Origin of the sequence: Streptomyces sp. SID486 (genome assembly GCF_009865385.1) — a bacterium.
GTDB lineage: Bacteria > Actinomycetota > Actinomycetes > Streptomycetales > Streptomycetaceae > Streptomyces.
In genome coordinates this window covers 1-13,862 of sequence record NZ_WWJT01000770.1, presented here as the reverse complement: position 1 = coordinate 13,862, position 13,862 = coordinate 1, and the positions used below count along the sequence as shown (strand labels likewise).

Here is a 13,862-nt window from a genome sequence, read left to right as displayed (position 1 = left end):
GCCGCCCTGCGCGAGGCCGCCGCCCGCCGCCTCGCCCGCCTCGCCGCACTCGCCGACGAGGACGGCCGCCCGCTGGTGCCGGCCGCGCACCCCTACCGCTGGTGGGGCATGTTCGAGCCGACCGAGAGCAAGGTGCCGCTGCGCGACCGCGACCAGCCCGTCGTGCTCTCCGGCAGCGCCCTCGACCAGCTCGCCAACACCTGCGCGCTGCAGTGGTTCCTGGGCCGCGAGGTGAAGGCCGACGCCCCCGCCACCACCGCGCAGGGCTTCGGCAACGTCGTGCACGTCCTGGCCGACGAGGTCGCCTCCGGCCGCACCCCCGCCGACCTGGACGTCCTCATGGAGCGGCTGGACTCGGTGTGGAACGCGCTCGCCTTCGACGCCCCCTGGAAGTCGCAGCAGGAGAAGGACAACGCGCGCGTGGCGCTCGAACGCTTCCTGAACTGGCATGTGCTGGCCCAGGCCGGCCGCACCCCGGTGGCCAGCGAGCAGGACTTCGACGTCACTCTCGAAGCGGGCGACTACGAGGTCCGCATCCGCGGCCAGATGGACCGCGTGGAGACGGACGCCGAGGGCCGGGCCTACGTGGTCGACTTCAAGACCGGCAAGCAGGCGCCCACCGCCCGTGAGGTGGAACGGCACCCGCAGCTCGCCGTCTACCAGCTCGCCGTCCGCGAGGGCGCCGTCGACACGGCCTTCGACGGCGTGCGCCCCGAGCCGGGCGGCGCCGAACTGGTCCACCTCAGGCAGGGCGCCGCCAAGCGCGACGGGGGCGAGAGCCTGCCCAAGGTGCAGACCCAGGAGCCGCCGGCCGGGGAATGGGTCGGCGAGCTGCTGGCCACCGCCGCCGGAAAGGTCCTCGACGAGCGGTTCACGCCGAGCGCCGGCCAGCACTGCACGCACTGTGCGTTCCGTGCCGCGTGCAGCGCGCGTCCTGAGGGCCGGCACGTGGTCGAGTGACGTACGGCACCACCCCTGCTGACCTGCACGTCTTCCACACCGGAAGGGCACTGTGGCCCCGGTTGTCAGTCCCCGCCGCTAGCCTCTTTCGACATGCCCGCCCGTATCACCGACCCCGAGCAGCTCAAGGAGCTCCTCGGCATCCCGTTCACCCCGGAGCAGACGGCCTGCATCACCGCGCCGCCCGCCCCGCAGGTGATCGTGGCCGGCGCCGGGTCGGGCAAGACCACCGTGATGGCGGCCCGCGTGGTCTGGCTGGTCGGCACCGGACAGGTCGCCCCCGAACAGGTCCTCGGCCTGACCTTCACCAACAAGGCCGCCGGTGAGCTGGCGGAACGCGTCCGCAAGGCGCTGATCAAGGCCGGCGTCACCGACCCGGACGCCATCGACCCCGACAACCCGCCGGGCGAGCCCGTCATCTCGACGTACCACGCCTTCGCCGGCCGTCTGCTCACCGACCACGGCCTGCGCCTCGGTCTGGAACCCAGCTCACGCCTGCTGGCCGACGCCACCCGCTACCAGCTCGCCGCGCGGGTGCTGCGCGAGGCGCCCGGCCCCTACCCCGCGCTGACCCGCTCCTTCGCCGACCTCGTCAGCGATCTGCTGGCCCTGGACGCCGAACTCGCCGAACACCTCGTCGACCCCGAGGAGCTGCGCGCCTGGGACGCCGACCTGCTGCGCACCCTGGAGAGCGCCAAGCTCACCAACGCCGACCTGCGCAAGGTCCCCGAGGCGGCGGCGGCCCGCCGGGAGCTGGCCGGCCTCGTCCGGCGCTACCGGGCCGCCAAGCGCGAGCGCGCCCTGCTCGACTTCGGCGACCAGATCGCCCTGTCGGCCCGCCTCGGCCGCATCCCCGAAGTGGGCCGCCTGCTGCGCGAGGAGTTCCGGGTGGTGCTCCTGGACGAGTACCAGGACACCTCGGTCGCTCAGCGGGTCCTGCTGGCGGGCCTCTTCGGCGACGGCACCGGTCACCCGGTGACCGCCGTCGGTGACCCCTGCCAGGCCATCTACGGCTGGCGCGGCGCCTCCGTCGCCAACCTGGACGACTTCCCCGACCACTTCGCCCGCTCCGACGGCCGGCCCGCCACCCGGCAGGCGCTCAGCGAGAACCGCCGCAGCGGCGGGCGCCTGCTCGACCTCGCCAACGGTCTCGCCGCACCCCTGCGCGCCATGCACGCGGGCGTGGAGGCGCTGCGCCCGGCGCCCGGCGCCGAGCACGACGGCAGGGTCCGCTGCGCGCTGCTGCCCACCCACGCCGAGGAGATCGAGTGGATCGCCGACTCCCTCGCGCACCTCGTGCGCACCGGCACGCCGCCCGGCGAGATCGCCGTCCTGTGCCGCACCGCGACCGACTTCGCCGAGATCCAGGGCGCCCTGGTCGCCCGTGACGTCCCCGTCGAGGTGGTCGGCCTCTCGGGGCTGCTGCACCTGCCCGAGATCGCCGACCTCGTCGCCGTCTGCGAGGTCCTCCAGGACCCCGGTGCCAACGCCGCCCTGGTGCGCCTGCTGACCGGACCGCGCTGGCGCATCGGGCCCCGCGACCTCGCGCTGCTCGGCCGCCGAGCCCGCCTGCTCGTCGCCCACGCGCGCGCGGGCGGCGCCGACGACCCCGACCACCGGCTCGCCGCGGCCGTGGAGGGGGTCGACCCGGCCGAGGTGACGTCCCTCGCCGACGCCCTGGACACGTTCCTGGAATCACCGACGGACGCCGGCTACGCGGGCGACGCCGACGACGGGCTGCCGTTCTCCCCGGACGCGCGCGTGCGCTTCGCCCGGCTGGCCGCCGAGCTGCGCGACCTGCGCCGCTCGCTGGCCGACCCGCTCATGGACGTCCTGCACCGTGTGCTCGCCGTCACCGGTCTGGAGGTGGAGCTGTCGGCGTCGCCGAACGCGCTCGCCGCCCGCCGCCGCGAGACCCTGTCCAACTTCCTGGATGTCGCCGCGTCCTTCGCCGCGAGCGACGCCCAGGCGTCCCTGCTGGCCTTCCTCGGCTTCCTGCGCACCGCCGCCCAGTACGAGAAGGGGCTGGACAACGCCCTGCCCGGCGGTGAGAACACCGTGAAGGTGCTCACCGCGCACAAGTCCAAGGGCCTGGAATGGGACGTCGTGGCCGTGCCCGGACTCGTGACCGGCACCTTTCCCAGTGCCCAGGGCCGCGAGAAGTGGACCGCGCAGGCCAGGGTGGTGCCGCACGCCCTGCGCGGAGACACCGACACCCTGCCCGACGTCGGCGACTGGGACTCGCGCGGTATGAGGGCCTTCCACGAGGCCATGAAGGAGCACCAGCACACCGAGGAACTGCGGCTCGGCTACGTCACCTTCACCCGCCCGCGCTCGCTGCTGCTCGGCTCCGGCCACTGGTGGGGCCCCAGCCAGAAGAAGCCGCGCGGCCCCTCCGACTTCCTCAAGGCCCTGTACGACCACTGCGCCGCCGGACACGGCGAGATCGAGGCATGGGCGGACGAGCCCGCCGAGGACGCGGAGAACCCGGCGCTGCACGCGGCCGTCGCCGACCAGGTGTGGCCGCTTCCCCTGGACGCCGCGGCCCTGGCCCGCCGCCGTACCGCCGCCGAGACCGTCCTCGCCCACCTGGACGCACTCGCCACCGCGGCCGACGCCCCCGGCCCCGTCCCGCACGACCCCGCCGGCGACGACCACCCGGACTGGCCCGCACCACCGGAGGACGACCCGTTCGGCGACGAGCCGTACGACGACCTGTACGACGAGCCGCACGAGCCGTACGACGAGCCGCACGAGCACCCGTCCGGCCACGAACCGGGCGGCGGGCAGCCGTACGCCCGCGAACCGGGCCGGCAGCCGTACACCGTCCCGCACCAGGCCCCGGCCCCGCACCAGGTGCCCGTCCCGCACCAGGCGCCCGCTCCGCAGACCCGCCCCGGGCCCGCCGGCCCGTCGGCCCCCGCCTCCCTCACCCCCGAGGAAGCGCGGACCGTCGCATCCTGGGACCGCGACCTCGACGCGCTCACCGGGGAGCTGCTGCGCGCGCGGCAGGCCGTCACCGACGTCCCGCTGCCCAGCACGCTCACCGCGTCCCAGCTGCTGCGCCTGGCCGAGGACCCGGACGGGCTCGCGCAGGAACTCGCGCGCCCCATGCCACGCCCCCCGCAACCGGCCGCGCGCCGGGGTACCCGTTTCCACGCCTGGGTCGAGAGCCGCTTCGAGGAGCTGACGCTGCCCCTGCTGGAACCGGACGAGCTGCCCGGCAGTGACGCCGAGATCGCCGACGAACGCGACCTGGAAGCCCTGAAGGAGGCGTTCGAACGCACCGAGTACGCGCGACGCACCCCGTACCGGGTCGAGACGCCCTTCCAGCTCACCCTCGCCGGCCGCGTCGTCCGGGGCCGCATCGACGCCGTCTACCGGTACGGCGACGGCGACGCGGCCACGTACGAGATCGTCGACTGGAAGACCGGCCGCACCGGCACCGCCGACCCGCTCCAGCTCGCCGTCTACCGGCTGGCCTGGGCCGAGCAGCAGGGCGTGCCGCCCGAGTCGGTCACCGCCGGCTTCCTGTACGTGCGCAGCGGCGAGGTCGTGCGGCCCACCGGCCTGCCGGGCAGGGACGCGCTGGAGCGCCTGCTCACGGGCGGGACGGAGCGGTCATCGGGGGCGACCTGAGTGTGACGAACCGCCCTCCGAGGATGTCGGTGCGGGCGGATAGGCTCGGGAGCATGAGCCAGACCCCGGACAGCGCCGTCCGCATGTACATCGAGCAGCACCGCGCCGCCTTCCTCGAGGACCTCACCGCATGGCTGCGCATCCCCTCCGTGTCGGCCCAGCCCGACCACGCGCCCGACGTACGGCGCAGCGCGGACTGGCTCGCCGCCAAGCTTCTGGAGACCGGCTTCCCCACGGCCGAGGTCTGGCAGACCCCGGGGGCCCCGGCCGTCTTCGCGGAGTGGCCCTCGGGTGACCCGGAGGCGCCCACGGTCCTCGTCTACGGGCACCACGACGTGCAGCCCGCCGCCCGCGAGGACGGCTGGAACAGCGACCCCTTCGAGCCGGTCGTCCGCGGCAACCGCCTCTACGCGCGCGGGGCGGCCGACGACAAGGGCCAGGTGTTCTTCCACACACTCGGCGTCCGTGCGCACCTCGCCGCCACCGGCCGCACCGCGCCGGCCGTCAACCTCAAGCTGCTCGTCGAGGGCGAGGAGGAGTCCGGCTCCCCGCACTTCCGGGCCCTGGTCGAGGAGCGGGCCGGGCGGCTCGCCGCCGACGCCGTGATCGTCTCCGACACCGGCATGTGGTCCGAGGACACCCCGACGGTGTGCACCGGCATGCGGGGCCTGGCCGAGTGCGAGATCCGGCTGTACGGCCCCGGCCAGGACATCCACTCCGGCTCCTTCGGCGGCGCCGTGCCCAACCCCGCCACCGCCGCCGCCCGCCTCGTCGCGGCCCTGCACGACGACGACGCGCGCGTGGCGGTCCCCGGCTTCTACGACGGCATCGTCGAGCTGACCGACCGCGAGCGCGAACTCTTCGCCGAGCTGCCCTTCGACGAGGACCGCTGGCTGCACACCGCCAAATCCACCGCCCTGCACGGCGAGGCCGGCTACTCGACCCTGGAGCGCATCTGGGCCCGGCCCACCGCCGAGGTCAACGGCATCGGCGGTGGCTACCAGGGCCCGGGCAGCAAGACGATCATCCCGTCCGCGGCCATGGTGAAACTCTCCTTCCGGCTGGTCGCCGGCCAGGACCCCGACCACATCGAGAAGGCCGTGCGCGCCTGGGCCGCCGAGCAGGTCCCCGCCGGGATCCGGTACGAGATCGACTTCGGCTCGGCCACGCGCCCGTGCCTGACCCCGCTGGACCACCCCGCGCTGCGGTCCGTGGTGCACGCCATGGGCCGTGCCTTCGAGGGGCCGGTCCGCTTCACCCGCGAGGGCGGCTCGGGACCCGCCGCCGACCTGCAGGAGGTCCTCGGCGCCCCCGTGCTCTTCCTGGGCATCTCCGTGCCGTCGGACGGCTGGCACGCTCCCGACGAGAAGGTCGAGCTCGACCTCCTCCTCAAGGGAGTCGAGACCAGCGCCTACCTGTGGGGTGACCTGGCCGGGAACTGGCGTCCCGCATCCTGACCGGCCGGCGCCGTACGGGAGGGCACCGCGCGCGGGGCACACTGGAAAGACCGCCCGCCCGCGCCCGACCCGGTGCCCTCCCGCCCTGTGTCCCGCCGAACCGCCCGCCGCAAGAACCGCTGTACTGGGGGAGTTGGAAGCACCCGTGACCACCTGGACCGACCACACAGCCGACCGACCGATCTCGCTGACCGCCCCGAGCGGCATCGACCGCGCCGCCCACCACCGGCTGGACGAGGCCTGGCTCGCGGCGGCGTGGAGCCATCCCACGACCCGCTGCTTCGTGGTCTCCGGCGGCCAGGTCCTCATCGACGAGACCCCGGACGGCCGGACCGAACTCGTGATGACGCCGTCCTTCGAGGCACCGCTCACCGAGGCGCACCGTTACTTTCTGGGCACCGACGAGGACGGCGTCAGCTACTTCGCCCTCCAGAAGGACTCGCTGCCGGGGCGCATCGACCAGTCCGCGCGCCCGGCCGGCCTGCGGGAGGCCGGCCTGCTGCTGTCGGCCCGTGACGCCGGGCTCATGGTGCACGCGGTGGGCCTGGAGAACTGGCAGCGCACCCACCGCTTCTGCTCCCGGTGCGGTGAGCGCACGGTCATCGCGGCGGCCGGACACATCCGCCGCTGCCAGGCCTGCGGTGCCGAGCACTACCCGCGCACCGACCCGGCCGTGATCATGGCGGTCACGGACGAGGAGGACCGCATCCTGCTCGGCCGCCAGGTCCACTGGCCCGAAGGCCGCTTCTCCACGCTCGCCGGATTCGTCGAGCCCGGCGAGTCCATCGAGCAGGCGGTGCGCCGCGAGGTGTCCGAGGAGGTCGGCGTCGCCGTCGGTCCCGTGGAGTACGTCGCCAGCCAGCCCTGGCCGTTCCCGTCCAGCCTGATGCTCGGCTTCATGGCCCGTGCCGTCTCCACCGAGATCGACGTCGACGGGGACGAGATCCACGAGGCCCGCTGGTTCTCCCGCGAGGAGCTGCACGCGGCCTTCGAGTCCGGCGAGGTCCTGCCGCCCTACGGCATCTCCATCGCGGCCCGCCTGATCGAGATGTGGTACGGCAAGCCCCTGCCGACCCGCGGCTTCGTCTGACCCACCCCGCACACCGGGGACACAGCACAGCCGCCCCTTCCCGGAGGAAGGGGCGGCTGGGATGCCAGGCCGGGCGGGGCCGTAGCGCAGAGGCCGTCGCGCGCGCTCTCCACCACTGCGAGGACGCCGGTTCGAATCCGGCCGGCTCCGCCCTCCGCCCGGGGCGCCCCCGAGCGGCCTCAGACCGCCAGGGCCTGCTTCACCTGGGCCAGGCTCGGGTTCGTCATGACGACCTCCGTACCACCGTCGGCGGGCACGACCCGAACGGTCGGGACCGTCTGGTTGCCCCCGTTCGCCTTCTCCACGAAAGCGGCGGACTCGGGGTCCTGCTCGATGTTGATCTCGCTGTAGGCGATGCCCTCCCGGTCCAGCTGGCTCTTCAGCCGCCGGCAGTAGCCGCACCAGGTGGTGCTGTACATCGTCACAGTGCCCTGCATCTGTCTCGCTCTCCTCAGGCCGCTCGGAAAAAGTCGTGCAGGGTCAGAACGTAGGCGATCGGCGCGTCATTCCCGGCCGGGATGCCACCGCCCGGCCCCCTCCCGCTGTGACACCCGCCGCATTGGTACGACTGCGAGCCCTTGCCTGTGGACAACCGGCACAGCCGTCCCGGGCGACCTGGCAGCATGGCGGTGTGACAGCAGCAACGCACTCCCCCCTTTTCCCGCAGGTACCGGAGACGGCCGACGCGGTGCTCGAAGGGCTCGACCCCGAGCAGCGCGAGGTGGCCACCGCCCTGCACGGCCCGGTGTGCGTGCTGGCCGGAGCGGGCACCGGCAAGACCCGTGCGATCACCCACCGCATCGCCTACGGCGTCCGCGCCGGGATCCTGCAGCCGTCCAGCGTGCTCGCCGTCACCTTCACCAACCGCGCCGCCGGAGAGATGCGCGGCCGGCTGCGCCAGCTGGGTGCCCAGGGGGTGCAGGCCCGGACCTTCCACTCCGCCGCCCTCCGCCAGCTCCAGTACTTCTGGCCGAAAGCGATCGGCGGTTCCCTTCCCCGGCTCGTCGACCGCAAGATCCAGCTCGTCGCCGACGCCGCCGCCGCCCTCGGTACCCGCCTCGACCGCAACGAGCTGCGGGACGTGACCGGTGAGATCGAATGGGCCAAGGTCACCCAGACCGTCCCCACCGACTATCCGTACGCGGCAGCGAAGGCCGGCCGTGAGGCCCCCCGCGACCCGGCCGAGATCGCCCACCTCTACGCGGCCTACGAGGACCTCAAGCGCGACCGCGCCGTCATCGACTTCGAGGACGTCCTGCTGCTGACGGTCGCCGTCCTCCAGGACCGGCACGACATCGCCGAACAGGTCCGCGCGCAGTACCAGCACTTCGTCGTGGACGAGTACCAGGACGTCAGCCCCCTGCAGCAGCGCCTGCTGGACCTGTGGCTGGGCGACCGGGACGCCCTGTGCGTCGTCGGTGACGCCAGCCAGACCATCTATTCGTTCACAGGCGCAACGCCCGACCATCTGCTCGACTTCCGGGCCCGGCACCCCGGGGCGACCGTCGTGAAGCTGGTCCGGGACTACCGCTCGACACCCCAGGTGGTCCGCCTCGCCAACGGTCTGCTCGCCCAGGCCCGGGGCCGCGCCGCCGGCCACCGGCTGGAACTCGTCTCCCAGCGCCCCCCGGGCCCCGAACCCGTCTACACCGAGTACACCGACGAGCCCGCCGAGGCCGAGGGCGCCGCCCGGCGCATCCGCGAGCTGATCGACGCGGGCGTCCCGGCCGCCGAGATCGCCGTGCTGTTCCGGACGAACTCCCAGTCCGAGACCTACGAGCAGGCGCTCGCCGACGCCGGCGTGCCCTACCAGCTGCGCGGAGCCGAGCGCTTCTTCGACCGGCCCGAGATCCGCAAGGCCGGCATCGCCCTGCGCGGCGCGGCCCGCTTCGGCGGCAACGACTCCCTCCTGGACGACGTCGTGGACCTGCCCTCACAGGTGCGTGCCGTCCTCTCCGGCGAGGGCTGGACCAGTCAGCCCCCGGCCGGCTCCGGCGCGGTCAGGGAGCGCTGGGAATCGCTGGCCGCGCTGGTGGGCCTCGCCCACGACCTGGCCGCCGCCCGGCCGGGAGTCACCCTCGCCGACTTCGTCACGGAGCTGGACGAGCGGGCGAACGCCCAGCACGCCCCCACCGTCCAGGGCGTCACCCTCGCCTCCCTGCACGCCGCCAAGGGCCTGGAGTGGGACGTCGTGTTCCTGGTCGGCGTGGCCGAGGGCATGCTGCCCATCACCTACGCCCGCACCGACGAGCAGATCGAGGAGGAGCGGCGCCTGCTGTACGTCGGGGTGACCCGCGCCCGGCAGCGCCTCCATGTCTCCTGGGCCCTGTCCCGCTCACCCGGCGGCCGTGCCCACCGCAGACCGAGCCGCTTCCTGGACGGCCTGCGTCCCGGCACCACCCCCACCGTCGGCCACGCCGGCTCCGCCGCCGGCGCGGGCGTCGAGCGCGGGTTCACCGCCGGACCCGCCGCCGTGCCCCGGCGCGCCCAGCGCACCCCGGCCCGCTGCCGGGTCTGCGGCCGCACGCTCACCGACGCGGGCGAGATGAAGCTGATGCGCTGCGCGGACTGCCCCTCGGACATGGACGAGGGGCTCTACGAGCGGCTCCGGGAGTGGCGGGCGGCCCAGGCCGAGCGCAGCGGCCAGCCGGACTTCTGCGTCTTCACCGACCGGACGCTGATGGCCATCGCCGAGACCTGCCCGGAGAGTTCCGCCGACCTCGCCCGCATCCCTGGCGTCCTCAGCCGCAAGCTGCGCAGCTACGGAGCCGATGTTCTGGCCATCTGTGCAGGTCAGGAGCCTGAGGGGGCGGCCGGGGGCAACTGATCGCAACTCGTCGGAAAAATAGTTTGCACATGCCCCGGCAATCCCCATAGGTTCTAGGCACGGAAGCAGCGGCCTTCTCCGAGGCCCCGGTTCCGTGTTGTACTTGCATATCCGACGGGCCGGTTCACCCCGGTCCCCAAGACGCCGAGAGGAGGCGAGTCCAGTGATCAGCATCAACATCAGCACCACCAGCGCGGCCAAAATGACCGATCGCTCGACCGTCTCCCTGTGCATGCTCGGCGCCTCGAACAAGGGCACCGGTCTGTCCGGCATCCGTGCCGCGCGTCCGGCGTCCTCCGTTGCCCTCGCGGGTCTTCCCATCCGTGAGCGCAATGAGCGACCGACCAAGGCACTGGAAGCGGTAGTGGCACAGGCACATGCCTATGCCTTTGCGGCGGCCGGTGCCGGATTCCGGAAGCAGACGACGCAGCACCACCTGATGTGGGCCTTCCGTGGGCCAGAACCCTGGAGTGATCCAGCCTGATCGCCGATCAGGCCGGCGCCTTCAGGGCCGCGGAACCCCACCCGGGATCCGCGGCCCTTCTGTTTGCCCCGAACGGGGCGGACGGAGCGAAGGGGCCTCGGGACAGGAAACGAACCCGGTACCAAGCCGCCACCCGGTCAACCGGCCGGAACGACCAGACGAGGAAAACCAATCGTGCAACTCGAAGCGCACGCCCCGTCCGTACCGCCTTCACAAACGATCCCCCCGCCCGGCCTCACGGAGGACTCCGCCTTGATCCCCCTCACCGCGCTCACCGCGCTCGACGACGCCATCGAGAACCTCGGCGTACCCGTCCCCTGCCGCTCCTACGACCCGGAGGTCTTCTTCGCCGAGTCGCCCGCGGACGTGGAGTACGCCAAGTCCCTCTGCCGCACTTGCCCGCTGATCGAGGCATGCCTCGCCGGTGCCAAGGAGCGGCGTGAGCCCTGGGGCGTCTGGGGTGGCGAGCTGTTCGTCCAGGGTGTCGTCGTCGCCCGCAAGCGGCCCCGTGGCCGCCCGCGCAAGAACCCGGTCACAGCATGAACACCGCAGGAACGATCGACCGCCCCCTCACGCACGACCCCAAGAAGCAGGCCCCGATGAAGCCGTCCACCACCGAGCCCGCCGGCTCCGCGACCCCAGACTTCACCACCACCGGCGCGACCGAAGTGCGCCAGGACAGGAACCGAGAGATGCAACTCATGCAAGAAGCCCTGGCTCGTGCGCATATGCACGACCGACTCCATGACGCCGTGCGCGAGCGCCGGGCGATGCGCCTGGCGGTGGCCCAGCGGATGCAGCGCCGGGCCGAGCGCGCCTCGCTGCGTGCGCGCCGTGCGCTCGCCATGGCCGTCATGCAGTAATGACACCCACCTGAGCAGCGGTGGCCTCCCGGACCAGGGAGGCGAAGCTTCCCCGCGGGGGCCGGTCCGGCCGAACGGACCGGCCCCCGCGGTGCGTTGCGCACGGTGATCCGCCACCTGCGGGGTTATCGTCGCCGGGTGACGAGTCTTCCCGGAGGAAGTGATCAGGGCGGCTCCACCGCGGAGCGCCGCCGCCTCGTGTGTGCCCGCTGCGGCACCCCGGCCGGCGTCCCGCAGCCGGTCACCTGGACCTGCTCCGTGGAGAACGGCGTCCGGGAGTACTTCTGCGACGCCTGTTCCCGCGAGAATCTCCGGGCGATCGAGGGGCGGCTCGACTCGGCCTGGTGGTGACGGGCCCGGTGCCGGGCGGGACGGAGGCGAGAGCCGGGCCGCACGGCGTCCTCGGCCCGTTCTCCCCCGGCCGCACGGTGCCCTCCGCCCAGCCCCCGCCCGGCCGCACGGTGCCCTCCGCCTAGCCCCCCGCCCGGCCGCCCGGCGCCCCCCGCCGGGTCAGGCGCCCGCCGCCGGCTCCTCCACACCCGTGTCGCCGTCGCCCGTGCCGCTCTCGGCCGCGTCGGCCGTGAACCCCGGCAGCCAGGTCTCCAGCTCCTCCCGCATCCGTACCGTGGCGCCCAGCTGGCACAGGACCCCGATCGTGCTCAGGGTCACCCGGTGTATCAGCAGATAGGCCGGGGGAAGGTTGAGCCGCTTGCCGAGCTGGTAGGCGGGGGAGCGGGGGTCGGCGACACGAGCGGCCTGGCTGCGCATCCAGGAGCGGGTGAAGGTGAACTCCTCCGCCCGGGCCGGCTCGATGATCGGCAGCAGGTAGTCCAGGACCGCGTCCGGGTCCAGCTCGATGGTCTCCTTCACGAACCCTTCCGCGCAGAGCAGCTCGTAGACCGCCTCCGCCTCGCCGTCCAGGGTCATCCGCAGGGAGTCGCCGATCGGGGCGGGCAGGCCGCCGGGCAGCCGGTCGACCGTGCCGAAGTCCAGGACCCCGAGACGCCAGTCGTCCTCGCCGTCCGGGCCGCCGGGCAGCAGACGGAAATTGCCCGGGTGCGGGTCGGCGTGCAGCAGGCCGGTGCGGGCCGGGCCGGAGAAGAGGAAGCGGGTCAGGAGCTGGCCGGCGCGGTCGCGCTGTTCCCGGGTGCCGTCCGCGATGATCTCGGACAGCGGGATGCCGTCGATCCACTCGGTCACCAGGACCTGCTCGCACTGGTGCACCACCGCAGGCACGACCACGTCCGGATCGTCCGCGAACTCCTCCGCGTGCGCGGCCTGAGCCTGGGCCTCGAGACCGTAGTCCAGCTCCTCGGAGACGCGGTCCCGCAGTTCGGTGATCAGCGGCTTGATGTCCATGCCCGGGATGAGCGGGCCCAGCAGCCGGGCAAACCGGCTGAGTTGGCCGAGATCGGAGAGCAGGGCCTCGCCGGCGCCCGGGTACTGCACCTTGACCGCCACCTCACGGCCGTCGTGCCACACCGCCCGGTGCACCTGGCCGATCGAGGCGGCGGCGGCCGGCTTGTCCTCGAATTCCTCGAACAGCTCCCGCCAGTCCGCTCCGAGCCGCTCCGTGAGCACCGCGTGCACGGTGCGGGTCGGCATCGGCGTGGCCGCCTCCTGGAGTTTGGTCAGGGCGGCGCGGTAGGGGCCGGCGACCTCCTCCGGCAGCGCCGACTCGAAGACGGACAGGGCCTGTCCGAACTTCATCGCGCCGCCCTTCAGCTCACCGAGCACCTTGAACAGCTGCTCCGCCGTGCGCTGTTGCAGCTCGCGGCCGACGATCTCCGCGGACTCGCCCACGATCCGCTTGCCCAGCCCCCAGGTGGCCCGGCCGGCGATGCCGAGCGGGAGCGCGGCGAGCTTCGCGGTACGGGTGACCGCCTTCCGGGGAAGATCAGACATGCGCCCTCCAAGTCCCAGCCGGCCGTGTCGCGCCCGCTTCGCGTCGCCGCTCCGTCGACGGCCGTTGCACCGCCATTGTCCCGCGTGGCTCCCCGCCCGTTGAGGAGTGCTCCGGTCTGTCCCTGCCCGCCGCCCCGCAGCCACAGGCCGGATGCGGCCGGACCGGGCGGGAGTGCCAGGTCAGGCCGGGCAGCGACACCTCCCAGCGGGCGCCGGTGCCGGACGGCGACTGCCCGTCGAGGAAGGCCAGGGCGTGTGCCGCGGCGAGACCGGCGACGGCCGTGGCCAGGGCCAGGTCGCAGGCCCCGACGCGGCGGGACCGGCCGGAACGCCACTGGGTGACCAGCCGGGGCCAGACCGGGTCCCGGTCCGTGCGGTTCCGGTCCAGGCATCCGGCACAGCCCGTCTCGCCGGGCAGCACCAGCGGACCGACGACGCCCGTGCCCTCCACGACACCGGCGTACAGGTGGGGAGTGCCGGAGGCCAGGAGGGGTTCGGCGGCGCGCGGGTCCGGGGCGTGCACGGCGACGTCGTCCCGGGGCGCGAAGATCACCAGGGAGAGGCCCGGCTCCGCGGCGCCGGGCGCCGGGGCACGGGTGCGGCGGGGCGGACGGCCGGGCGCCGCGCGGCGGACCGC

At 73.6% G+C, this 13,862-nt stretch carries 12 protein-coding genes and 1 tRNA gene; 10 read left to right on the top strand and 3 right to left on the bottom strand.

Features of this window, described 5'->3' with window-relative positions; translation table 11 throughout:
- From GT045_RS36420 to GT045_RS36400, 5 genes are all read left to right on the top strand, one after another.
- On the top strand, positions 1 to 960 hold a 960-nt coding region (locus GT045_RS36420), incomplete at its 5' end, for a PD-(D/E)XK nuclease family protein (RefSeq protein ID WP_161336826.1).
- A 93-nt stretch (positions 961 to 1,053) separates the two neighbouring features.
- A complete protein-coding gene (locus GT045_RS36415; protein ID WP_161336825.1) occupies positions 1,054 to 4,599 on the top strand; it encodes a UvrD-helicase domain-containing protein in 3,546 nt (1,181 codons plus the stop codon).
- Between the two features lie 53 nt (positions 4,600 to 4,652).
- Complete coding sequence (locus GT045_RS36410) at positions 4,653 to 6,056, top strand: dipeptidase (RefSeq protein ID WP_161336824.1); 1,404 nt, start codon at positions 4,653 to 4,655, stop codon at positions 6,054 to 6,056.
- A gap of 145 nt (positions 6,057 to 6,201) precedes the next feature.
- Positions 6,202 to 7,146 (top strand): NAD(+) diphosphatase, encoded by a 945-nt coding sequence (gene nudC / locus GT045_RS36405; protein ID WP_161294233.1) that lies wholly within the window; start codon positions 6,202 to 6,204, stop codon positions 7,144 to 7,146.
- A 75-nt stretch (positions 7,147 to 7,221) separates the two neighbouring features.
- Positions 7,222 to 7,296 (top strand) — tRNA-Trp (locus tag GT045_RS36400).
- A gap of 29 nt (positions 7,297 to 7,325) precedes the next feature.
- Here GT045_RS36400 and GT045_RS36395 read toward each other — a convergent pair.
- Positions 7,326 to 7,583, bottom strand: coding sequence for a mycoredoxin (locus tag GT045_RS36395; protein ID WP_161294231.1), 258 nt, complete (start codon positions 7,581 to 7,583; stop codon positions 7,326 to 7,328).
- 194 nt (positions 7,584 to 7,777) lie between these two features.
- Between GT045_RS36395 and GT045_RS36390 the strand changes: the two genes are divergently transcribed.
- The 5 genes from GT045_RS36390 (at position 7,778) to GT045_RS39285 (ending at position 11,671) form a co-directional block, all read left to right on the top strand.
- Positions 7,778 to 9,973, top strand: a complete 2,196-nt coding sequence (locus tag GT045_RS36390; RefSeq protein ID WP_345942867.1) for an ATP-dependent DNA helicase UvrD2 — start codon at positions 7,778 to 7,780, stop codon at positions 9,971 to 9,973.
- Between the two features lie 163 nt (positions 9,974 to 10,136).
- Positions 10,137 to 10,457 (top strand): hypothetical protein, encoded by a 321-nt coding sequence (locus tag GT045_RS36385; protein WP_161298462.1) that lies wholly within the window; start codon positions 10,137 to 10,139, stop codon positions 10,455 to 10,457.
- 174 nt (positions 10,458 to 10,631) lie between these two features.
- Positions 10,632 to 11,000 carry a WhiB family transcriptional regulator gene (locus GT045_RS36380; protein ID WP_161298461.1) on the top strand — a complete coding sequence of 123 codons (369 nt, stop codon included), beginning with the start codon at positions 10,632 to 10,634 and terminating at the stop codon, positions 10,998 to 11,000.
- Positions 10,997 to 11,320 carry a hypothetical protein gene (locus tag GT045_RS36375; protein ID WP_161298460.1) on the top strand — a complete coding sequence of 108 codons (324 nt, stop codon included), beginning with the start codon at positions 10,997 to 10,999 and terminating at the stop codon, positions 11,318 to 11,320. Before GT045_RS36380 ends, GT045_RS36375 begins: the two co-directional genes overlap by 4 nt.
- A 138-nt stretch (positions 11,321 to 11,458) precedes the next feature.
- On the top strand, positions 11,459 to 11,671 hold the full coding sequence (locus tag GT045_RS39285) for a hypothetical protein (RefSeq protein ID WP_345942866.1): 213 nt from the start codon (positions 11,459 to 11,461) through the stop codon (positions 11,669 to 11,671).
- A 159-nt stretch (positions 11,672 to 11,830) separates the two neighbouring features.
- Here GT045_RS39285 and GT045_RS36370 read toward each other — a convergent pair whose 3' ends face one another.
- Together GT045_RS36370 and GT045_RS36365 are read right to left on the bottom strand one after the other, a co-directional pair.
- Entirely contained in the window at positions 11,831 to 13,225 is a 1,395-nt protein-coding gene (locus GT045_RS36370) for an AarF/ABC1/UbiB kinase family protein (RefSeq protein WP_161336823.1), read from the bottom strand.
- On the bottom strand, positions 13,218 to 13,862 hold a 645-nt coding region (locus GT045_RS36365), incomplete at its 5' end, for a TOMM precursor leader peptide-binding protein (protein ID WP_161336822.1). The genes GT045_RS36365 and GT045_RS36370, both read right to left, overlap by 8 nt.

Bases quoted from the DNA above. Each gene is read 5' to 3' on its own strand.
- GT045_RS36415 (WP_161336825.1), top strand. From the start codon at position 1,054: ATGCCCGCCCGTATCACCGACCCCGAGCAGCTCAAGGAGCTCCTCGGC.
- GT045_RS36410 (WP_161336824.1), top strand. From the start codon at position 4,653: ATGAGCCAGACCCCGGACAGCGCCGTCCGCATGTACATCGAGCAGCAC.
- GT045_RS36395 (WP_161294231.1), bottom strand. From the start codon at position 7,583: ATGCAGGGCACTGTGACGATGTACAGCACCACCTGGTGCGGCTACTGC.
- GT045_RS36375 (WP_161298460.1), top strand. From the start codon at position 10,997: ATGAACACCGCAGGAACGATCGACCGCCCCCTCACGCACGACCCCAAG.
- GT045_RS36370 (WP_161336823.1), bottom strand. From the start codon at position 13,225: ATGTCTGATCTTCCCCGGAAGGCGGTCACCCGTACCGCGAAGCTCGCC.